The sequence below is a fragment of the Flavobacterium sp. 90 genome, from assembly GCF_004339525.1.
Taxonomy (GTDB): Bacteria; Bacteroidota; Bacteroidia; order Flavobacteriales; family Flavobacteriaceae; genus Flavobacterium.
The window spans coordinates 4516352-4540626 of sequence record NZ_SMGE01000001.1 but is presented as its reverse complement, the minus strand read 5'-3'; the positions used below and the strand labels follow the sequence as shown (position 1 = coordinate 4540626).

General features: G+C 31.1%; 9 protein-coding genes. 1 reads left to right on the top strand and 8 read right to left on the bottom strand.

Annotation, left to right across the window (positions count from 1 at the left end; genetic code table 11):
- Positions 1–59: 59 nt before the first annotated feature.
- Positions 60–8837 carry a non-ribosomal peptide synthetase gene (locus C8C83_RS18635; protein ID WP_121330100.1) on the bottom strand — a complete coding sequence of 2926 codons (8778 nt, stop codon included), beginning with the start codon at positions 8835–8837 and terminating at the stop codon, positions 60–62.
- A gap of 595 nt (positions 8838–9432) precedes the next feature.
- Here C8C83_RS18635 and pip point away from each other — a divergent pair.
- On the top strand, positions 9433–10335 hold the full coding sequence (gene pip, locus C8C83_RS18630; protein WP_121330099.1) for a prolyl aminopeptidase: 903 nt from the start codon (positions 9433–9435) through the stop codon (positions 10333–10335).
- A 356-nt stretch (positions 10336–10691) separates the two neighbouring features.
- On the opposite strand, the gene C8C83_RS18625 is transcribed toward pip, so the two are convergent.
- The 7 genes from C8C83_RS18625 to C8C83_RS18595 form a co-directional block, all read right to left on the bottom strand.
- On the bottom strand, positions 10692–11342 hold the full coding sequence (locus C8C83_RS18625; protein WP_121330098.1) for a 4'-phosphopantetheinyl transferase superfamily protein: 651 nt from the start codon (positions 11340–11342) through the stop codon (positions 10692–10694).
- Between the two features lie 27 nt (positions 11343–11369).
- A complete protein-coding gene (locus tag C8C83_RS18620; RefSeq protein ID WP_132011845.1) occupies positions 11370–12740 on the bottom strand; it encodes a hypothetical protein in 1371 nt (456 codons plus the stop codon).
- 73 nt (positions 12741–12813) lie between these two features.
- The gene (locus tag C8C83_RS18615; RefSeq protein WP_132011844.1) at positions 12814–14751 is read right to left on the bottom strand and encodes an alpha/beta fold hydrolase; all 1938 of its coding nucleotides are present in this window, start codon (positions 14749–14751) and stop codon (positions 12814–12816) included.
- A gap of 34 nt (positions 14752–14785) precedes the next feature.
- Positions 14786–19228, bottom strand: coding sequence for a non-ribosomal peptide synthetase (locus C8C83_RS18610; RefSeq protein WP_132011843.1), 4443 nt, complete (start codon positions 19226–19228; stop codon positions 14786–14788).
- Between the two features lie 105 nt (positions 19229–19333).
- Positions 19334–20971 (bottom strand): cyclic peptide export ABC transporter, encoded by a 1638-nt coding sequence (locus tag C8C83_RS18605; RefSeq protein WP_121329877.1) that lies wholly within the window; start codon positions 20969–20971, stop codon positions 19334–19336.
- Positions 20972–20997: 26 nt separating this feature from the next.
- Positions 20998–21723 carry an alpha/beta fold hydrolase gene (locus tag C8C83_RS18600; RefSeq protein ID WP_121329876.1) on the bottom strand — a complete coding sequence of 242 codons (726 nt, stop codon included), beginning with the start codon at positions 21721–21723 and terminating at the stop codon, positions 20998–21000.
- Between the two features lie 158 nt (positions 21724–21881).
- Positions 21882–24272, bottom strand: coding sequence for an outer membrane beta-barrel family protein (locus C8C83_RS18595; protein WP_121329875.1), 2391 nt, complete (start codon positions 24270–24272; stop codon positions 21882–21884).
- Between the last annotated feature and the right edge of the window lie 3 nt (positions 24273–24275).

Sequence of the window (24275 nt, the reverse complement as noted above, 5' to 3'; positions counted from 1 at the left end):
TTGCAATTTTATTCTCTAATAATTAGTTTCTAGTTTTTTGATTAATTTTTTAAAACAAATCATATAGAAAATTTTTCAATCTCAACATCTTCCTTGCCATCGCTTACATTGACAATAAATGTCTTACGAATATTATCAATTAAGATGGCCTGTTCTTCTACTATTAAATTTTTGAATAAATCATTGAGGGATATTCTTACTTCAAAAACTTTATGAATCAAACTAATTAGTTTCGTGGCACTCAAACTATTCCCTCCTAATTCAAAAAAATTATCATTCATACTTATTTTTTCAATTCCTAATACTTCCTCCCAGATTTTGATTAGTTTTTCTTCTACTTCATTCCTTGCTGATACATATTCTAACCCAGAATTTAAAACAAGTTCATCTAGACTTATTAATGTCTTTCTATCGATTTTCCCATTTGGGGTTAAAGGCATTTCTTCTAACTGTATAAAAAATGAGGGAATCATATAATCTGGCAAAAATTCCCTTAGTTTTGATTTTATAGCAGAGATGTCCATTTCGTCAGCACTTATCAGATAAGCTATTAATCGTTTGTTGCCCTTATTATCTAATTTCACCACGGCAACCGCTGAATCTACTGAAGGAATCTTTAATAATGCATTTTCAATATCTCCAAGTTCTATTCTGTATCCTCTAATTTTAACCTGATTATCATTTCTTCCTAAAAACTCTATTTCACCTTTGGTATTCCACTTTCCAACATCTCCTGTTTCATATATAAGTCCTGTATCTGAAAATGGATTTTTAATAAATTTTTCATTGGTTAATGAATCATTTTTATAGTATCCTTTTGCCAATCCATCACCTCCAATATAAATTGCTCCTATAGTCCCAATAGATTTTGGTTGAAAAAATGAATCCACGATATAAAACTGAGTATTGCTTATTGGTTTTCCAATGTTTGATGCATCGGCAGAATATTCAATTCTTTTTACACTAGACCAAATAGTTGTTTCTGTAGGACCGTACATGTTCCAGACTTCTAAACTATTTTGAATTAATTTATCGGCTAACGATTCGCTTAGTAAGTCTCCACCGCAGAGGATTTTTATTCTTTTATTTCCTGTCCAATCTGCATTAAAAAGCATTTGGTAAAAACTTGGCGTAGCTTGAATTATAGTTGGTTGTAACTCTTTTAAACTTTCAATAACTAAATTAGAATCAGATAAAATATCGTGACTTGCAATATATACTGTCGCTCCGGAAATTAAAGGAGTAAAAAATTCTAAAATTGAAATATCAAAAGAATAAGTCGTTACAGAAAACAAAATATCATCACCATAAATTCCTGGCTTTTGCTGCATACTTGTTAGAAAATTAAGCAATGATTTATGCCCAATTTCAACTCCTTTTGGATTTCCAGTTGAACCCGATGTGTAAATAATATAAGCTGTATCGTCAGGCGAAATTCTTAAATTTAAGTTCTCTTTTAATTCCTTAATTTCTTCCAAAATACTTTCAAGCGAAAGAATACTTATACCATCAACATTCTCTAATTCATAGTTTTTTTCACTAATAAGAATTTTGGTTTCGCTGCTCGTAACAATATAACTTAATCGTTCTTTTGGAAAATTAGGATCTAACGGAATATAGGCTCTCCCACTTTTTAATATACCTAATAAAAGTACCACCATATTAGCGGAGCGATCTGCTAAAACTGCAATGGGCGATTTATCTTCTTCACCATAAGCAGCAATAAGATAGGATGCAATTTGGTTAGAGACTTTATCCAGTTCAGAATAAGAAAACGTTCTGGAGCTATCTCTTACTGCAATTTTTTCTGGTACTTCTAATACTTGTTCTCTAAATAAATCAATTATCGTTTTATTTTTTGGAAAATCGACTTTTGTATCATTAAACTGTACTAATACTTGATTTCGTTCTTTATCTGATAGAAAATTTAATGAACTTATTTCAAGTTCTGGTTCTGAGATAATACCCTGCAGTAGAATTTTAAGATGATTTATAATATTCTCTGCAAACTCTTTTGTATATAAATCCGTATTGTAAACAAGTATTAAATTGATACCGTTAACTGTTTCTTCAAAAATAAATTCAAGGTCAAATTTACTTACAACGTTTTGTTGATTTTCATATTCCTTAATCGTAACATTTCCTAGTTGATTTAGATTGACTTTAAGATTGTCGCTATTTTGAAACGTAACCATTACATCAAATAAAGGATTGCGGCTCATATCTCTTTTCAACGATAAATGATCTACTAATTCATCAAAAGGATAAATTTGATGCTCGTAAGCAGAAACCGTAACGTCTTTAATGTTTGACAATAATTCCTTAAAATTATCATTTGCATTAAATTGTGTTCGCAATGCCAAAGTATTTACATAAAACCCAATTTGATTCTGTAAATCAATATCTTCTCTTCCTGCTATTGGGCTTCCAACTATAATATCACTTTGATCTGTATATCTATAAAGCAATACCTTAACAGCAGCTAGTAAACCCATAAATAAAGTAGCGCCCTGTGACTGGCATAAATCTTTGAAAGGGTTTGAAATATTTTTATCATAAACCTTATTCAATGAATCTCCTGCAAATGTTTTTATCGCTTGTCTTGTTTGATATGTTGGCAAGTCCAGAACAGGAAGTTCTCCTTTAAATTGATCGAGCCAATAGTCTTTATGATCTCTTGATGTGTCACTTTTTAATTGATCTTGCTGCCAGCTTGCATAATCCTTGTACTGCAATTTTAATTCCGGCAGCGTTAATTTATTTCCAGACGCATAAGAATCATATAACATGAATAGCTCATTTATCATTATGTCTATTGACCAACCGTCGCTTATAATATGATGCATAACACAACTAAATACATAAGTATCGTTGGTTGTTTTTATCAATTTTGCTCTAATTAATGAATCTGATGTTAAATCAAAAATATAAGCTGTTTCGTCATAAATAATCGCATTTAATTTATCTAATGAATAATCTTCTTTACTGATGTCTTCAAATTGCAGCTGAAATTTAATTTCATTCACATTTAGTATGAATTGCCTAATTTCACCCAATTCATTTTCGTTAAAAACAGTTCGTAAGGATTCATGACGTTCAATAACAGATAAAAATACTTTTTCTAATAAGGAGATATCCAAGCTTCCTTTTATTTCAAAAATACTTGGCATATTATAAGCTATATTTCCTCCTTCAAATTGACTTAAAAGCCACAATCTTCGCTGCGAAGAAGACATTAAATAACTAGCTTGTTGCGCAACCTTTTTTATACTATTAAATATTGATTTTTTTTCTGCTAAGATTATTTGTACTTGATCTTCAAGGATCATATTAGAAAAGAGATCTTTGAAATTAACTTTTACCTCGAACTCTTTGTTTATAAAGCTTAAAAGTTTTGTAACTTTTAAACTGTGTCCTCCCAATTCAAAGAAATTATCTCTTATTCCAATTTTTTCTACTTGTAAAACTTCTTGCCAAATTGCCACCAATTTTTTCTCGAAATCATTTCTTGGAGCCATATATTCTGCACCTGATAAAACTCTTGATTCTTCAGGATCAGGCAATGATTTTCGATCTATTTTTCCGTTTGGAGTTAAGGGCAAAGAATCTATTTGTACAAAATAGGACGGTATCATATAGTTGGGCAAAATATTTTGTAAATGAAATACTAAATCTGATGTTTTTAATTTCTCTTTACTCACTATATATGCAACCAAACATTTCTCTCCAGAAGCATCATTTCTTGTCAGGACCACATTTGACTCAATGTTCTCCTTTTTTTGTAATGCACTCTCAATCTCGCCTAATTCGATTCGATAGCCGCGTATTTTGACCTGATTATCTTTTCGTCCAATAAAATCGATATTACCATCTTCAAACCAACGTCCTAAATCTCCTGTTTTATAAAGCTTTTCATCATTTTTAAATGGATTTTCCACAAACTTTTCAGCTGTCAAAGAATCATTATTGAAATATCCTCTGGCTAATCCCTCACCTCCTATGTATATTTCTCCATAAACTCCAACCGGAACTAAATGATCATAAACATCTAATATTCTTATTTTTGTATTCGAAAATGCCTTACCAATTGGTGTAAACCCATTTAAATCTTTTTTATAGTCATCATAATAAGTTGAATCTATTGTGGCTTCAGTAACACCATAACTATTAATTATTTTTATTTTGTTACCTAACTTATCTTTTAATGCATTATAATCCTGATTATTAAAACTATCCGAACCAAAAATTAATATTTTAAAGAAACTATAATCTTTATTTTCACTGTTTATATATTCCATTAATGGTAACAATAAACTTGGTGTTCCTTCTAAAATTGAGATTTTTTGTTTTTGCATTAATTCATATAAATGCTCCGGATTTAGTTTAACATCATTCGAACAAATGATCATTTTACCTCCCGTTAATATAGATCGGCAGATATCTCCAACAAAAACATCAAATGATATACTTGCAAGCTGTAATAAATTGACATTTATTTGGTCTAAACCATAATGCATTTTCCAGTTTTCACAAATACTCACTACACTAAGATGCTCTACCATAACACCTTTAGGATTTCCCGTAGTACCAGAAGTATAGATTACATAAGCTAAATCATGAGGTTGGCTAATTCTCGCAATATTTTCTTTGAGATAATTATCTTGTATTGTTTTAAAATTATCTAATACTTCAATATCAAGCACAGCAATACTTTTACTGTCTTTTTCTATATAGATTATTCTTTCTTCCGGATAATTAATATCAATAGGCACATATGCAGCACCGGATTTTAATATACCTAAGATTGCCACAATCATCATTTCGCTTCTATCTAACTTAATTCCAATTAAATCATTGGGTTTTATTAAATAGTTTTCTCTTAAATAATGTGCTAATTGATTTGCTTTTTCATTTAACTCCTTATAGCTTAATTCAATATTTTCAAATACAACAGCAACACGATCAGGAGTATTGGCTACCTGCTCTTCAAATAAATCTACTATCGTTTTTTCCTTCGAATAAATTACTTCCGTACTGTTAAAACCAACTAATAATTGCTGTTTTTCATTCTCTGTTAGGTAATCAACTTCCTGAATTAAACTTTCAGGTTGTTTTAATAATTCGGAAAGAAGGTTTTCAAAATGAAGAAACATCCTTTCTATTAGATACTCCTCATAAATATCAGTATTATATTCAATTGTAAGATCTAATCCGTCATTTTCTGCAAACGTAAAACTTACATCAAGTTGTGATGTTTTACTTCTAAACTCATAATCACTTATTTCAAGATTTAAAAGTTCCTCATGATTAAGATTATGCAATTGTTCCTGATTTTGCAACACTACTAAAACATCAAATAATGCAGAACGACTTGTATCTCTTTTTAGATTTAGTTTACCGACTAACGCATCAAAAGGATAATTTTGATGATCGTATGCACCTAACAAAACTTCTTTTTGAGTCTTAATTAGATCTAAAAAATTATTTCTTTCCTTAATCTGTGTTCGTATAGCAAGTGTATTTAAGTAAAGTCCTATCTGGTTTTCCAAATCTGGGTGTTCTCTTCCGGCAATTGGAGTACCAATTATAATATCATCCTGACTTGTATATCGATATAACAGCGCATTTATACCCGCCATTAAAGTCATAAATAAAGTAACGTCCTGTTGTTTTGAAAAAACTTTTAATTTCTCTAAAAATTGAATTGAAAATCGATGCTTTAAAGTATTTCCATTATAGGTTTGAATTAACGGGCGTGTTTTAAAACTCGGTAAGTTCAAAACTGGTAATTCACCTGTAAATTGAGCTAACCAATATTGCTCTGAAATTTTGTGTTTTTCCTGTAGTATTTCCTCATTACGCCATACCGCATAATCCTTATACTGAATATTTAACTCCGGTAAAGTAATTCCCTTTCCTTGTATTAGTGCATTATAGTTTTTTACAACCTCTGATATTAGAATTTCTATAGACCATCCGTCTCCAATGATATGATGCAGAGATAAGAAAAATACAAATTGATCTTCTTTCATTTTTAACAAAGAAGCTCTTAAAAGCGATACTTGTTGCAAATCAAAAGGTTTAGCATTTTTGTCTTGCAGATACACTTCAATTTGCTCTTTTTGACCTTCGACTGAAGAAAAATCTTTTTGTTCAATTTTAAATGTTACTTGATTTTCAGGAACAATAAACTGGCGAACCTCACCTTCTTCGTTTATTTTAAAATAGGTTCTTAAAATTTCATGACGTTGAAGTAATATTTGAAATGATTCTTCAAATTTATTAAAATCAATAGTTCCGTTTAGCGTTACTGCCGCAGGCATATTGTAGGCCAAAGAACCGCCTTCTAACTGACTCAATACCCATAAACGACTTTGAGAAGCTGTTAAGGGATAAGATGCTGCTTCAAGAGCTTTTGGTATTGGTTTATATAAATTATCCTGAAGTAAAACACCTATACTTTCAATCGTAGGACTTGCAAAAAATGTTTTGAATGATACGGTTTTCCCTAATTGTTTCTGAATTCTGTTTATTACCTGAGAAATAATTAAACTATGGCCTCCTAGCTCAAAGAAATTTTCATTTACACCTATTTTATCTATTCCTAGCACTTCTTGCCAGATTACAGCTATGCATTCTTCTACTGGACTACTTGGTGCTTTATACTCTTTTCTAATAATATCTTCTTCCGAGATGTCTGGTAGAGATTTTCTATCTATTTTTCCATTTGGAGTTAATGGCAGTTTTTCCAAATAAATATAGAATCCCGGAACCATATAATCAGGTAATGTATTTTGAAGAAAATTTCGCAATGCTGTTTTATCAATATATCCTGTTGAAACCAAGTAAACAATCAATACTTTCTCCTGATTATGTTCTTTTACTTCAACAGCAACTTGCTTGATATCTTCAGAATACTGCAAAATTGTATTTTCAATTTCACCAAGCTCAATTCTATATCCTCTAAGTTTTACTTGCTGATCTTTCCTTCCTAAAAACTCAACATCTCCTTCGGGTAACCAACATGCTAAATCACCAGTATCGTACATGCGTTCCTCTTCTGTAAAAGGATTTTCTATAAATTTTTCATTCGTTAACTCTGGCTTCCCTAAATAACCTCGAGCAACACCAACTCCTGATACATATAATTTACCCGTAACGCCAATTGGCACAGGTTGTAAAGCATCGTCTAAAATATAGATTTTGATATTGGCTATTGGCTTACCAATAGGAATGTTTAACTTTTCAAAATCGTTTTTAGTCACCTTATAAATTGATACACAAACAGCACACTCTGTAGGTCCATATGCATTATAATAATCAATTCCCGCATCTATAACTGTAATTGCTTTAGTCGCATTCGCTGGTTCACCTGCTGTAATAATACATCTCAATCCTGAAATATCACTATCAGATAACAATCCCAGATAACTTGGAGGAAAAGTTACAACAGTAGATTTTGTTTTTTTAAGAAAACGAACAAACTGATTTTTATCTTTTATAGTTTCTTCAGAAGGAATACATAACGTTGCACCGCTGTAGAAAGCCATCATGATCTCGGATATAGAAGCATCAAAAGCAACAGATGCAAACCAAACAATTTTATCTCTATCTATTATTTCAAAAGATCGGATCTGATCCAAAGACATATTAACACTACTGGTATGCTCAACCATTGCTCCTTTTGGATTACCTGTAGTTCCAGAGGTATAAATAACGTACGCCAGATTTGTTGACCCGTTTATCTTTTCTACATTATCCTTTGAATAGTTATCAAGAACATCAAAAAATAGAGACAATTCTAAAGCATCAATTACTACTTTGCTCTTAATATCCTCTTCAATATAAGATATCCTCTCTTGTGGGTAATTCACATCAATAGGAACATAAGCTCCTCCCGACTTTAAAACCCCTAAAATTGCAAGAATAAATAAATCACTTTTATGTAATTTTATTCCAATTATATCATCTGCCTGAATATCATATTTTTCTCTTAGATATAAAGCAAATTGATTCGATTGTTCATTTAGTTCTTTATAGGTTAGCGACCTTTTATCAAATATAACCGCGATATTATGCGGCATTTTTAAAACCTGTTCCTCAAATAAATCTACAATAGTCTTATCTTTTGGGTAGTCTAACTTTGTATTATTGAAGTCATTCAGTAAATATTGCTTATCTATTTCAGCCAGTAGTAAATAATCATTTAACTGACTCGATACAAAAGTCTCTAAATCACATAAAACACTAACAAAATGCTTCAATATAAGTTCAACAACAGGCTTTTTTATAAAAGTTTCTAAGTAAGAAACCTGAATTTCTATTTCTCTTTTTTCAAGGGTTTTTACATTAAACAAAATTCCATTGCAATTAGTATTACACTGAGAATTAACAGTTATAGCATAATGGGATAAACTATTTAAATCAATACTATTTTCAGCAAAATAGGACTCATTCGTCAGATTAGAATAATGTAAAGTTTCTAAAATCTCCGTCTTTACCTTTTGTAGATGCTCCTTAAACGATATGTTTAAATCTGTAGAAAAGGATAAAAATAAAGGATCTGGCAGATTGGCATAATTCGATACAATAATGCCGTCAAAATCATCGACAATTTTTTTTAATAAAAAAGAAAAAACAGCGGTCAGGACAGTAAACTGGGCAACTAAATTATTTTGAGTAAGAGTATTAAAATATTCAAGATCTATCTCATTAACTTCTATAAATTGAAAATTTGTCTGGTCACATTTTACAACATTAACGTTCTCTTTTCCAGAAACTTTTCTTTTCCAATATTTTGAAACTAAATTAAAATCCTCAAATTTACTTTTATCCATGTGCCCTTAAATTCTTACATTAACGATTGCGAATTTAGAGGATTGCAAATTCTAATAATTACGGTTTTCCTCATTCTGAAAAAGCGGATTTTAGAATATTTTTCGCACACAAAAACTAAACAATTAAAAATCAAATACATATGATTTATCAAGAGCATATCTCAATAATATATAACACATTTTCCTATCCTTTTGTGATAATTTTGAATGAAAATTCACCAATTTAACATATTCAAAAAGTTTTGTGATAAGTTTTTTCATAAAAAAAGACAATTTTGCACTTCAGAATACTTAAAATGCAAATTCCCATTTTAAGAATTAAAAAACTACACATATAATAATCATAAAAGTGCTCTTTTTTGATCTTCTCACATATCAAAAAGCTTAATTGTTGGAGTATCTCTGAAAACCGCTATAAAGATGGTATCTTTTTCAATTCATTAAGTTTGACTACTTAAAATTATAAATCAAAGTATATTAATGATAACTGTTATATTCGCTAAAGTAAAGTCTAATTTATAACTCAAAATCATAAAAAAGTGTAACTTTTATACTGCAGAATTGCACATATTATTAATACTATCAAATTATAAAAATGAACTATTTAGAAGTAAGTCAAAATCATAAAATATACTATGAAGTATCTGGAAATCCAAAAGGAGAAGCAATATTATTTGTTCATGGTGGACCAGGAGCTGGATTTTCACAAGAAGATAAACGTTTTTTTAATTTTGATAAACATAAAGTTATATTCTTTGATCAAAGAGGTGCATCTAAAAGTATACCTTTTGGTTCAATCATTGAAAACACAACACAAGATTTAGTAAACGATATAAATAAACTTCTTGATTATTTAGAAATAGATAAAATTACTCTTTTTGGTGGTTCATGGGGTACCACTCTTGGATTAGTGTACGCAATTCAAAACCCTAATAGAATTAAAAAAATACTTCTGAGAGCTATATTTTTAGCAAATAAAGAATCAATTGAACATTACTTAAATGGTGGAGTAGAGAAACGATTTCCAAAAATATGGAAAAGATTTAGAGATAACGTGCCTACAGAAATTAAAGCTTCTATAGCAGAATATTATTTAGAAAAAATGATAAACGGCACTAAAGAAGAAAAAAAATATTTTTCTTATGAATGGGCTTTTTACGAGATATCTATTTTTAAAAATAAAATATCAAAAAAAGAAGTTGAAGCAATTTTAGAAATTATTCCTTACGAAGCTTTATCAATAATGGAAGCACATTATTTAACTAATAATTGCTTCTTAGATGAAAATTATATCCTAAAAAACTTAGACAAAATAATTCACATTCCTGTCAAAATAATTCATGGAAAACAAGATGCAATTTGTCCTTTAAAATTTGCCATTGAATTAAATTCTAAGCTAGTTAAAAGTGAACTTTTTATAGTAGAAGGAGGTCACTCTGATTCTGAACCAGAAATTGAAAAAAAAATAATTGAAATAATTAACCAAAATATATGGTAGTAGAATTTGAAGTCCTGTGATAAAAAAAACAGACGCTTCACTCTCTCTTTCAAGCATATAATTATCAAATTAACATATTCGAGTTTCGTCCAACTTTGCTATAAAAAGTTAAGGTGCTCAAGCTGCTTATTATTTCAATTTTTGCCATTATTAAACATTGACAAAATATGAGTTCGGAATGATATTGTTCCACACTTAAATTAAGATGTGAATATTTAAAAATATTAGTTTAAGTTTATTCTTCGAGATGAAGTATCAAAAGAAATTTTAAAAGAAAAAGCCTTTAAACATAACTGTTTAAAGGCTTTTTCTTTTTGGCATACCTTTCAGGATATCCGTACTCGTTGGGGAAATAATTATAATTCATGAATCATAATTCTGTCAGGACCAACAATCATCACATCTATCTTATCTTTAAAAGCCAAATGACACTTGTATTTTTCATCGAGAAAAATTTCTTTGACAAAAAAATCATCATCCTCTATTTTAGCATAGTTATTCATTACTTCAAAAGATTTTAAAGGAATTGAAAGCCCTTTTCCATTTGCTTTGATAACTGCTTCTTTTTGTGTCCAGTAATCAAAAAAAGCACTTCTGGAATCTTCATTTAGGGAGAGATTTTCCCTTTCCCTGTTAGTCATTTGTGACTCAAATCCTTCGATATTTATATCCTGGATTATTTCAATATCTATTCCAACATCATTTCTATCGGACAGAACACAAACTACAATTTCCCCTGAGTGTGATATATTAAATTTAGTATTCGTATTATTTAAAAACGGTTTACGGTAAAGCGTATAACTAAGATCTTCTTCTACGAAATTCTTACTCGTTTGATGAAGTCCATGGCGCAAAAGCAATCTTCCTAATAAGGATAACTGACTGTCTTGCCAACGCCTGTAAGCCAATATCTTTTTTTGAAAATCATCTGAAAATCCATCCAGATAATTCGTTAAAAGATAATTATGATTCCTTTCACAGATATAAGAGTATAAAATTTGAGTCATTTTTGTATCCGTATTTTATCTATAAAATTAGTTGACAATCTCAAAAACTATTGCTTCAACGGCTCCAGTCGCGGAATTAATCACACCAACATCCGTTTTCACTTCGGACATTCTTACCCAAACACCTCCATAACTATCACCAAAACCAAATGACCCCCAGATAAGTTTATGCAATGTCCATTCATTCTCGGTATTAGGTGCTAAAAAATCTAATGAATCGCTAAATTCCTGTGCAATAAACGCACTGTTTTTCAATGCCAATTCCAATGCTTCTTCCCATTCTTTATCAGTTGAAAATTTACCTATAAAAACATCTTTTCCCTGAAATCCTCTTGCAACCTTTATCACAAATTTATCTTTATCCGTTTTTAATAACTCCTGAAGAATATATTCTGAGTCTTTGAAAATGACTTTTTTATTTTCGATAAACGAAGTCCACGGGATATTTTTAAGTATTAATGCATTTTCGTCCGGTGAAAATTTTCCGTTCTGAGCCAATTCCAATAAAATAGATAAGTTTCTTTTATCACCAAGCATTCTAAGTCCAAGATGATCCGGAAGATAAATTCTGTCCATCATAAAAGCTCTAAATATGGCAGGCGTAACATTCATATCCATTGCTAAAACGATCACACTGTGAATCACTTTATCCCCCAAATATAAATTTCCATCTGTGAGAACCAATGAGTTCATATCTCCGGTATATGTTCCTCCTTTTAGCCCAAAATTGGCAAGTTCTTCCTTAAACAGACTATCAAAAAAATTGAGGCTTTCCTGTTTTTCAGATTCATCTTCGATATCTCCCATTTCCATAAATACGTTAATGGTGTTCTGTTTTCCAAGCTGCTTAATTATTTGTTCGATAAGGAATTTCATATAGATCTGTAATGTATTCCTTCCCTTATAATCCAGAATTTTATCTTTATTGACCAATTCAGGATGATTATTCCTTATCAGAGATTCAAAACTTTGTATTTGCCATCCTCCTATCGAAGATCCTATATTGGCTTCTAAAACTTTAAATCCATCCTCGGTAAAAGTCAGATCTAATCTACAGCCTATTTCAAGATCTTTCTTATGACATAACATCGCAAATTCTGTCATCATTTCGTCTCCTTCGAAATAAAACTCTGCTAGTTTTTTAATATCGTCGTTAAAATACAAAGTGGGTATTTGTTTTAATAAGCCGGGAATTTTTATAGAAAGTTCTTTTAGCTCTTCCGTCATTTGTTTATTGATAAGCACCGGCCATCCGCTTACAGGATATTTATAACTTTTAAACACATCAGGAACAGAGTCATGATTGGTATTTATTCTTGCAGGGATATCTTTATTGCCTTCAAATTCTAAAAATTTTTCAGAAAGGATTGTATATTCTTCAGTCGTATTTTTTATCATAAAAAAGTGTTTTTTGTTTAATATTCTTCTAATTGAAACAAGACAGGCTATTAAACCTGCTCATTGATGTATGTTATATGATTCCCCAATAAAACAGATAGGTTGCTAATAGTATGTTTGAAAAAATCACGGAGAAAACGACACTTCTCGCATCGGTTTTTTTTATGGTTAAGATATAATACACCAAGGTTAAAATCAGGCACGTAAAAAATACCAGCACCATCAGAAATATATAGTTGAAGGTTTCCGGAAGACCAAATGCCAGAATGAAATAGTTTTGCTCTGAAACTTTTAAAATTGCCATAACCAAACACCCAAAAAGTACTAATCCAATAATAGAAGTAATCGTTGCCCCAATCCTTACAATTTTATCCTGAATCGTGGTATATCTCTTTTTTATTAACTTTATAAGGTACGTAAAAACAAATGCCAGCATTAATAGTAAGGCGGTAACTAAAGGAAATAGAAAAATAGGATCTTGGTCTCCAATACTTTTACCTGTTTTAGCAACTCCTTTGTTAATCGTGATTCCGGTAACAAGCTTCACTTTATCGGCTTTATTAAATATATCAAGATCTGGTTTCTGTTTTGGATTATCGATGAAATTTTCTACAACCTGATATCCAATTTTTGTAAAACTTGGAACGTGTCCATATGTTTTAGCTTCAATATAATTGGCTTTACCAAATCTTTGTGCCACTTTTTTTCCGTTATCCAGCGGAGTGATCGGGTCAAATTCACCTGAAAAAACCAAAACAGGATATGTCGCAGCTGAAAGATTAGAAAGGTTAGAATCTTTTTTTACTATTGTACGATTACTATTCCATGCATCACAAACTTTAAAATCAGATTTGTAGAATGAAATCCCTCCGTTTAATCCCTTGAATTGTGCTGCATTTTGTTCATATTTTAAAAAATCATTGTTTGGAAGCGTCTCATTACAACTCACACAATAATAAACGCCGTAATCCATAGACAATAAAGCCGAGAAAGCACTGACCAGATTTCCTAAAGATTCTCCTTTTCTTTCATGAAACTGATAAATTAACAACGGAATAACTTCTACCAATTTTTTATTGTATAAGGCTTGTTGAACCGCCACTTTAAAATCTTCTGCATTATAAGTAAATGTACCTGAAGGTATTAATGTTTTATCTACAGCCACTGTAAGGGGATTTTTCTCTAAATCGGCAATTACTTCATAGTAGATTTTTTCTAAATTAGGATATTGCTTATCGTATGTCTTGTCGTCTTTACAAATTTTAAATACCTTCTGTAAACTGTTCATATAATTCGAAGTATTCTCTACATAATAAGTCGAAATATCATAGACTGGAGAATCTAATAATAATGATTTCACATCGCCTGCAAAATTATTTGCATATACTTGTGCCATATATGTTCCGTATGAAACCCCGTATACATTCCAGTTTTTGTATTTTAAAGCTGCCTTTAATGCATGAAGATCATTGGCAACAGCCTGACTATTATAAGCATCAAGGTTGATTCCTCTATTGATAAGATCTTGCTTGCAGGACATTGCAGCATTAGTTTTTTGCTTTTCATCTTCTTCTTCCGATTGGTTCTTTGCCAGAATTTCTAAAAACTTCTTTCCTAGTCCCTGATCTAACCTTGGTTGAGAATATCCTGTTCCGCGAACATCAAATAATACAATATCATTATTTTCGCGAAGAGGATGTCTTGACCACAACCATATATTATCAATACCACTTGCACCCGGACCACCTTGTATAAAAACTATTGCGTTCGAATCTTTTGAAGCTGAATTCTTTTTTAATACCGTTACTGCAATTTTTATTGTTTTACCGTCATTTGCCCCCCATGTTTCAGGAACGGTAAGATATCCCCAAGTAATTTTTTTGGGATCAGCTTTTTCGAATTGAGATATAAAAGCTTTACTTTTTTCAAAAGTCACATTTTGTGCTTGTAAATTCCCAATGAGGATTGCAAATAAAAAAGAAATAGTACTTATTGTTTTTATTAATTTCATAATGTTTTTATTATTTTTTTCTATTTATTCGAGTTTAAAAATTGAAACCTATATCTATCGTTCGCTCTTTTTCAATAGCTAATTTTATGTCTATTGATTCTAAAGATTTGTTTGCGTTTTCTACAATTTCCCGAAGTAATTTTTCATATTTCAGTTTAATTATCTCAATTGTTGCCGTTTCATACTTTGTAGCATTATAACTTATTGTGCCTGATACATTTCCTTCGTTTACCACAAAGTTGATTAACAATGGAAGTCTGCTATAAGAAGAACTCAGTGGTGCTATTTGCAAATGCAGATTTTCATTGATAGCAATATTTGCGTAACTAAAAGAAGGATTCTGCAATACCAACAATACATCTAATCTTAATTTGTTCTGTACGCTTTCAGGAAGATCCTGGTGTTCATCGATCATTAAGAGATTACTATGCGTTTCCTGTAATATTTCGCTAAGACTATTTTCTGAATTTATACGATTTCTTAGAGGCAAAGTTTTCGCAAACATTCCAAGTTGATTATGAAGTTCAGAGTGGGTTCTGCCGGAATTAATGGTTCCGATACAAAAATCTTCTTCTCCATACATTTTGTACATAAGCATGCTAAACGTCCCTACCAAAAATGTGTGAAGAGAAATGTTTTGCTGTTGTACAAATTCATTTAATTCCGAAAATTTAATGGAGTCAAATACAAAATCATGATCAGATCCTATATTTTTATCTTCAAAGTCTTCCCTATCAAAAGGGATATTGTTTTTCCAGGAATATCCATCCAGGTATTTTTTCCAGAATTTTAAATTCGCCTCATTACTGTTTTTCAACTGCTCTTGATGCCACGCAACATAATCCTTGAATTGAAACATCAATTTGTGATCCTGTAAACTTTCCTCGTCCTCGATTTGCTTGTATTTGTTTACAAACTCATTTACTAAAATTTCTAATGACCAGCCGTCCATAATGATATGATGCGTGCAAAATACCAAATAAGAATCTCCATTTTTCTCATGAAATAACGCCACTTTTAGAAGCGTTTCATTTTCTAAATCAAATGCTTTATTTACGTAATCTTCTATAGATTTTATCCTTTCTTTTTCTTCATAAAAGAATTCCTCAATTGATAGCGCTGTTATCTCCGAAGAAATTTTTTGATGAGGAATACCTTCTATTTCAACAAAATTTGTTCTTACTATTTCATGCTTTTTTTGCAATTCAAAAAATACCTGATCCAACACCTTTTTTTTGATTTGACCTTGTATTTTGAACACTGCCGACATATTGTAGGATATCGATTTTTCTTTTAGTTGCGATGCCAGCCAGATGTTATATTGAGAAAAAGTAATTTCATAATACAAACGCTCTGCAATTGGTATAATAGCATTCGATTGTATAGTTTCTTTTTTCTCAAGATACCTCGCTAATTTTTGTACGGTAGGATAGTCAAAAATATCTTTTAAGGTTATTCTGTAATGCAATTTTTCATCTATACTGTTTATTAATTTTACAGCATTTAAAGAGTGTCCACCAAGCTGAAAAAAATTATCCGTAATACCAATTTCTGCTTTTATTCCTAATACTTCCTGATAAAAGTTACAAATCTTAATCTCGATTTCTGTAGTTGGTTTTTCATAAGAAACCAGTACTTTTTCAGTTGCTATTTTAGTTTGTGAAAGCGCCTTTCTGTCTACCTTTTTATTGGGTGTTAACGGAAATTCATCTAAAGAAAACAGTGCATGAGGAATCATATATTCCGGTAATTCTTCTCTCAATGTATTGATGATTGCAAGAGCATTAAACGTATCGGGTTGCGCAATTACATAAGCAATTAATACAGCTTCCTGTCCAGCACTTTGCTGAGCAATTACTATAGCTTCTTTAATATTTCCGATTTGGTTTAACTTCGTTTCGATTTCTCCAAGTTCAATACGATATCCTCTTATTTTTACCTGATTATCGTTACGTCCCAGAAATTCTATTTCGCCATTTTCATTCCATTTTCCTAAATCACCGGTATTATACATTCTCTCTTTTTTGTTGAATGCATTTTGAATGAATTTTTCGTTGGTTAACGCTTCGTTTTTAAAATATCCTTGCGCTAATCCATCGCCGCCAATATAAATAGTTCCAACACTACCAACAGGCAGCAATTGCATACAATCATCGAGAATGTACAATTGAGTGTTGTAAATAGGTTTACCAATATTTGAAGCTTCTTTTGCCTGCGTTATTTTTTTACAGCTGGACCAAATTGTAGTTTCTGTTGGACCGTACATATTCCATAATTCCGCATTAGTTTCCAGTAACTTTTCGGCTAATGTTTCACTTAGCAAATCGCCTCCGCATAAAATTTTAAGTGCTTTATTTCCTTTCCATCCTGCATTATAAAGCATTTGAAAAAAACTAGGCGTTGCCTGAATTATACTTGGTTCCAGTTCCTTTAACTTTGTAACAATCGCCAAAGGATCTGCTAAAAGTTCCTGACTTGCAATATATAATTTAGCTCCCGAAATCAATGGCGCAAAAAACTCAAGTATCGAAATATCAAACGATTGTGTTGTTACCGAAAACAAATAATCCTGTTCTTCGACTTTAGGTTGATGCTGTATACTAATTAAAAAATTCAGTAATGATTGGTGACTTATTGCTACACCTTTAGGTTTTCCTGTAGATCCGGATGTATAGATGATATAAGCAGTGGCTAAAGCCGATATTTTTGCTGGTTCTCTTTGTTCTAAATTAATTTCTTCCTTTACAATAACCTCAATATCTATTATTCTGTCTTTTAGATTCAGATTGTGTTTTAGACTTTGAGTTGCTATAATTTGTTGTACGCCACTGTGCTCAATAATATATTCTAAACGTTCTCTTGGAAAAGAAGGATCTAACGGAATATAAGCACTACCGGACTTTAATATCCCTAATAAAGTAACTACAAGATTAGCCGAACGATCCATTAAAACTGCAATTGGAGCAGAATCTTGCGCTCTATTTCTTTTCTGTAAATAAGCGGCTATTTTGTTTGACAGCAAATCTAACTCACTATAAGTATACGCTTTGTACTCATCTACTAATGCAATTCTATGCGGATTTTTGATTACCTGTTCACTAAAAAGTGTTATCAAAGTAGCTTCACAAGGATAACTAAATTCCGTTTTATTGAAGTTCTCTACTATTTCCTGTCTTTCTGATTGGGTAAGATATTGATATTTTGAAAGTAACTCTCCAGGGCTATCAATTACAGCAGCAAGTAAGGTTTCAAAATGAGTTGCCATTTTGAAACTATCAGATTCACTAAAATAATTGATATTATAATCAAAGTCAATTTTAACATCTTCCGACTCATCAAATTCCCGAATGTAAATTGCCAAAGCAACACGCTCCGATTGATGTGATAATGGAACTACTCGTGTCTCTGAATTGACAAAATGATCTGCATAATTTTGTTTTTCATATGATAAAGTGATATTAAAAAGTCTGTCTTTTTCCTGAAATAATTCCAACTCTTTAATCAGTTTTCCCAATGGAAATCGCTGATGGCGATAATCTTGTCGCAATTGTTGCTTGATATTTTTTACCAGATCTTCGAAATTATCCTCAAAATCAAATTGAATTCGCAATGGTGAAACGCCCATGAATAATCCGACTGTTTTTTTGAATATCGATTTGCCTCTGTTTAATACCGGAAGCCCTATTGCAAAATCTTTATTTTGATGTTTTCTTCCAAAATAAAGATACAAAACACCTAAAATTACATGAAATGTTGTCGCGCCCAAATCTTTACCAACTTGTTCTAGTTGGTTATAAACAGCGCGTTTGATTATTATTTCTCTTCTTTTACTTTGATTTGGTTTGCTGTTTTGGTCAATTTTTTCAAATAATCTTTCAGGAAGTCTCTCAAATTTTTCTTTCCAATATAACTTATCCTCTTCATAATCGTTGGATATTGCATACGCACTATCGTCTTTTATAAAATCATTATACGTAAAAGGATATTCTGTGACTACTTTCCCGAAACTTGAAAGTTCATTATAGTTCTTCACCAATCTTTGAAACATCAATGAAGTTCCCCATCCATCGGTTATAATATGATGATATACAGAGAATAAATAATGAAGTTGCTCATTTACTTTTACAAGAATAAATTTATGCAGTATTTTTTTTTCATTTAATTGAAAAGGAATTTCAAATGTGCTCTGCATGAATTTATTTGCCTCTTCATCCGCATTTTTTTCTGATGAGAAATCAACAAATTCCAATGCCGTAATATGCTCTTCAATAGTTTCTATTCTTACCTCCTGATCCAATTGATTCAGAATACTTCTATAAGAATCATGCTGATTTATGAGGGCTATATAAGCCTTATTTAATACTTCGTAAACTATAGATCCTTCGATAATTATTTTTGCACCTATGTTATAAATAGGATCTTCAGGATACATCAGTTGCTCAAAATAAACATCTTGCTGTGGAAGTGTGAGTTTCATTTTTTTATTATTAAAACAATTATTAAGACTAAGATTTCCTATATTCTTCATTGATTCGAAGATTATAAAAATGCCTTATCGGCTCAGGCATTTAGACAAAAAGCGTTAAACCCAAAGGTTTTCACTTAGTTCTTCTTTTGTAGTTGTTTTTAAATCTCTGACAATATTTCCATAATCAAATTTTACAATTCTATCTGCAAGATGAAAATAAGCATCATCATGTGTCACTGCTATAATTGTTTTTCCTTCGCCTTTAAGTTTTGGCAATAATTGTTCGTAGAAGTATTTTCTAAAATGAGGATCCTGATCTGCAGCCCATTCGTCAAGTACCAAAACTGGTTTATTTTCCAACAAGGCAAAAATTAGCGACATACGTTTACTTTGACCTTTAGAGAATCTTCTTCGGGCAGATTCTTCTTTGTCATTTTCAACAACGCCATTTAATTGCATTGTTTTTAGCAACTCAATATATTCTGCATTATTTTCAAGTTTGTAATCATCATAATTGTGAGAGAAGAGGTGATTATCTGTAAATACCGCCGAAATTAAGCTTTGTGTTATTTCAGTAACATCGATTTTTTCAACGCCATTCATTATCATACTTCCGCCGGTTGGCTTGTATAAACCTGTAAGTAAATTTATAAAAGTACTTTTACCGGATCCGTTACCTCCTACTATAAAAATGATCTCTCCTTGTTTTATCTCAAAATTTATTGGACCTGAAGTAAACGAAGCCGTTTCTTCATTTTCATTGTGATACGAAAATGTTATGTCTTTAAAACTTAACGATTGAAAGTCATGATTTTCCCCAGACTTGGAATTATAGGTATCATCGACAATTTCAAAATCCTTAATAAACTTTTTTATTCTTGCATTTGCCACCATAAATCTGGTATACATTTGCTGCAAGTTGATGATGTTATTGATTGGACCGGATATAAACAATATAATCACCACATAAGAGATCACATCTGCTCTTGAAAGTAATCCCATTTCCGGAAGAATAAAAAGAATTACGGCTACAACAAAATACAATCCATATTGGCTTATTAAATTGATTGATAAAAAGATGTAATTAATTTTAAAATCCAAGTCCATAGATTGATTTCTATTTGGAATCAGAAAATTATTCATAAGGCTTTCTCTTCTAAAAAAACTTAGTTTCAATTCCTTAAAGCCTTTCATTACATCGTCTACATATTTGTAATAATTCTCATTATATCCTCTTAATTGAGCTACTTGTTTTGACATGGAGTTCATGACTAAAAAATAACATCCTGCAACCAGAACAATAAGTGCAATCACAATTAAGGCAGAAAGCGTTGAAAGTGTGAACATATAAACCAAACACAACACGAGCATTAATAACGAATTTACGGTGTGCGTTACGGTATAAGGCAAAAAAGAAAAAGTACGCAAATCTTCTACCGCGGTGAAAAAACGCTGAGAACCCAGTTTTTCAAGTCTTTGCAACGGCGCTTTTAAAATCTGCGAAAAAATATGTTTTTCATTGTCATAAAGCAGCTTAAAAGAAAATTTATTCAGTCTTTTTTGAAAAATAACATTCAATAAATAGCTGTACACTATTATGGAAACAAAAACTATTCCCATGTAATCTTTCAGGAAACTCTCTTTTCCCGCCAATATATTATTAATAATATAGACTATACCAAAGCTTAAAACTGTATTTGGAATCGCATACAGTAGTAGATAAAATATTTCTTTAGGTTTTAATTTTAACATCTTTAAATTTGTTTTAATCTTAATTATTAAATTGTTAACTGCTCGTTATTCGCATATTTTAATAGTATGCTCGCTATTTCTTCGGGATACTCGTGTATAAAAAAATGATTTCCCGGTAACGTTAGACTTTTAAAGTTTGCTGTGGTATAATTTTTCCAATTGTCGATGAGATGAACTCTTTTTTCGCTCTCGCCCATTATGGCATGTATTGGACAATCTATTTTAATATTTTGCTCTATAAATCCGCCTGTTTCCAGAACTTGAAAATCTGCTCTGATAATTGGTCCAAAGAAATCATACAATTCTTTGTGTTCCAGTACTTCCTCAGGAATACCGCCCAACTCTCTAAGCACATCTTTAAATTCCGCATCCGGTAATTCGTACCTATATTTTTTTATTTCAGAATCATCTTTATCAAATACTTTTAGTCCCGGTCCGGCGTTTCCTGAGACCACTAATTGTAATGGAGCATCATTTTGCTGTTCCATTTCTTTGACAACTGAGAATCCTAATGTGGCTCCCATACTATGCCCGTAAATGATATAAGGTTCCTTATTTCTTAATTTTTTTATTTGCGCCACGTAATCCTGTATCGCTTCTTTTTTATTTAATACAAGATTTTCATTATGTCTTTTTCCCCTGCCCGGAAGTTCTAAAGCATATACACTGACCTTTTTATCCTTTATCTTTCTTTTCAAAAAATCATAGGAATAACAATTTCCTCCGGCAAAATGAAGTAAGAATAATTGCATGTGATTGTTTTTTAAAGCGTTAAATAACTGTTTTTTTTACTATTCTTATTACCAGATTTTTTTGGAATGAGAATTTTATGCATTGGCGATTATCATCTAAATCCTGCTCTTTCAATTACCGTATCTATTTCGATAATTATTTAAAGCAAATAACTTTTTTATCTCCCTCTATCATTTTCAGATTCTCCTGTTGATGTATTTTTGTACGTTATTTTTTTAAGTTTTCCAAAGTTGTAAGACAAGGCAACTCTAACATAACTGGTATTGTACTCTCGGTTATAATATATCTGAGTTTCACCTACATTATAATCACCGGAAGCTATGATAGAATGAAATATATCATTGGCAATTAATCGACATCTTAATGACTTATCAAAAAAGCTTTTTTCTAAACCAATAGTTACATTGTATCTGCTTTTATCATAATATAATCCATAATATTTTTCGCCCAGATACCAGGCCAAAACCTCAATATTAAATAAATTCTTAACATTAATTGTGTTATTGCTATACAAGTAGATTTGTGGTCTTGGAGACATTACTTGAAAATTATACTGATCGTCGATTAAATTAGTATAACGAACACTTACATTGTTTGTAGAAGTTAACCATTTGTTGGAAATACTTTTTGAAATGTTTAAAAAGTAATTATGTCTTTCTTTTAAATTAATTCCTTTTAAAACATAGCTGTTAGGATCGCTGCCTCTTAATGCAGCTGCATCGATTGGATTGGTAGTATAGTCGTAACCTATTTTAAAACTATAACTATTATAATTCGTACTCATTTCTAAAGACTGAGATTTTTCAGGAACCAGATCCGGATTACCCTGTATAGAAGTAAATTGATCCTGGTATATGACATTAGGATTAAGTAATCTGTAGGATACTCTATTTATTCTTGACGAGTACGAAGTATTTAAACTGATTTTATCTGATAATTTTATATTTAACGAAGCATTTGGGAACACGTCCAAATAGTTGTCTTTTATTACCTGTTGTCCTTGATCAGACGCTACTGTTAATGAAAAATCCGTTAATTCTGCCCTTGCTCCTATTGAATAAGAAAATCTGTCATTAAACTTACCCCTGTAATTCAAATAAGCTGCCGAAATATTTTCTATATATTTGAAGTCACTTGAAAGAGAATCTTCCTTGGTAAATTGCTGCCCATCAGGAGAACTATAAAAATCTAAAACAGATTTGTTATCCACATAACTAATTTTAGCACCTGTTTCCCATATACTTCCGCTACTCAATACTTTTGTATAATCTATTTGAGTACTGGAAATGAATATTTTATGATCTATTAAATTTTTAAGAACCTCTGAAGAAGCATTGTTTCCTTCACTTTTTGCAAATATCAGATCGTTAATATCATATTTATAACCAGAAGATTGCGTACCAATAAAAAGTGAGGATCCTATTGTGTCCAGAACTGAATTATAATTTACTGATAACGAATTGTAATAAGTTGAATTATCCTTTTTAATATCACTCGTATATAACCCTGTACCTGAATTATTTGTGATCTTGTTGACACTTTCCTGGTTCCCTCCTAATTTTTCAAGATAGCCGCTATATTCTGCTGAAATGTAGTTTTTGTCATTGATGTCATATTGCATTCCTACTCCATAATTAGAATAGTTGTTTAAGTTCCTCTTCCAATCTGTTTTTAAATCAGAGTTTAAAAAATCTGCCTGAGCATCTCTATTTCTTGTCGTCTTTAATATTTCCCGATCCTTGCCCAACTGAAGAGAATAGTTCCCTAAAAGAGAAAGTTTACCCGTTTTATAATTTAAGTTAGAGCTCGTAAAAGTGTTGAATCCGGCAAAGTCTGAATAACTAACATTTTGATTTACAAAGCCTTTATAACCTGCTTCTACATTTCTTTTCGTCCTAATATTTACAACAGCATTTCCCTCCGCATCGTATTTGGCAGAAGGGTTGGATATAATTTCTATTTTATCTATTTGAGAAACTGGTATAGCAGCAAACTGCTCACTGGTAATTTTTACGCCATTTAAATAAAGTACGGCCTGGCCTCTGCCAAAAACGGAAATCCCATTTGCATCTACAACCAGACTTGGCGATTTGCTTAATATTTCACTCAGAGAGTTACTGGCAGCAAGCATCGTATTGGCCACTTTAACTTCCAGTGTCCCATCTGCTTTTTGTCGAACTAAAGAAACTTTTGAACTTACCTTAACCTCATTAAGCTCAAGATGATTTTCTTTTACCTTGATGTTTCCCAATTCAATATTTGCTTTATCCTGATATTTCACATTTATAAAAGTATCAGCAAACTCTATTGAAGTTAGTTTAATAATTACATCTTTCCTGTTTATGTCCGTTAGTACTAATTTTCCATCTAAGAAACTACTCCCTTTAATAACAGTAGAATCAGTTACAGAAAGTGCTACTACATTTCCAAAAGCCGGTTCATTTTTTGAATTAACAACTCTACCTGATATAGATCTGATTGATTGCGAATTTGCATTTAGTGATAAGAAAAAAAGTATTGTAATTATTGTTCCTTTAAATAAATTCATTCT

Coding starts and splice junctions, on each gene's coding strand:
- C8C83_RS18615 (WP_132011844.1), bottom strand. CDS start 14,751: ATGAAATTAATAAAAACAATAAGTACTATTTCTTTTTTATTTGCAATC.
- C8C83_RS18620 (WP_132011845.1), bottom strand. CDS start 12,740: ATGATAAAAAATACGACTGAAGAATATACAATCCTTTCTGAAAAATTT.
- pip (WP_121330099.1), top strand. CDS start 9,433: ATGAACTATTTAGAAGTAAGTCAAAATCATAAAATATACTATGAAGTA.
- C8C83_RS18625 (WP_121330098.1), bottom strand. CDS start 11,342: ATGACTCAAATTTTATACTCTTATATCTGTGAAAGGAATCATAATTAT.
- C8C83_RS18595 (WP_121329875.1), bottom strand. CDS start 24,272: ATGAATTTATTTAAAGGAACAATAATTACAATACTTTTTTTCTTATCA.
- C8C83_RS18610 (WP_132011843.1), bottom strand. CDS start 19,228: ATGAAACTCACACTTCCACAGCAAGATGTTTATTTTGAGCAACTGATG.
- C8C83_RS18605 (WP_121329877.1), bottom strand. CDS start 20,971: ATGTTAAAATTAAAACCTAAAGAAATATTTTATCTACTACTGTATGCG.
- C8C83_RS18635 (WP_121330100.1), bottom strand. CDS start 8,837: ATGGATAAAAGTAAATTTGAGGATTTTAATTTAGTTTCAAAATATTGG.
- C8C83_RS18600 (WP_121329876.1), bottom strand. CDS start 21,723: ATGCAATTATTCTTACTTCATTTTGCCGGAGGAAATTGTTATTCCTAT.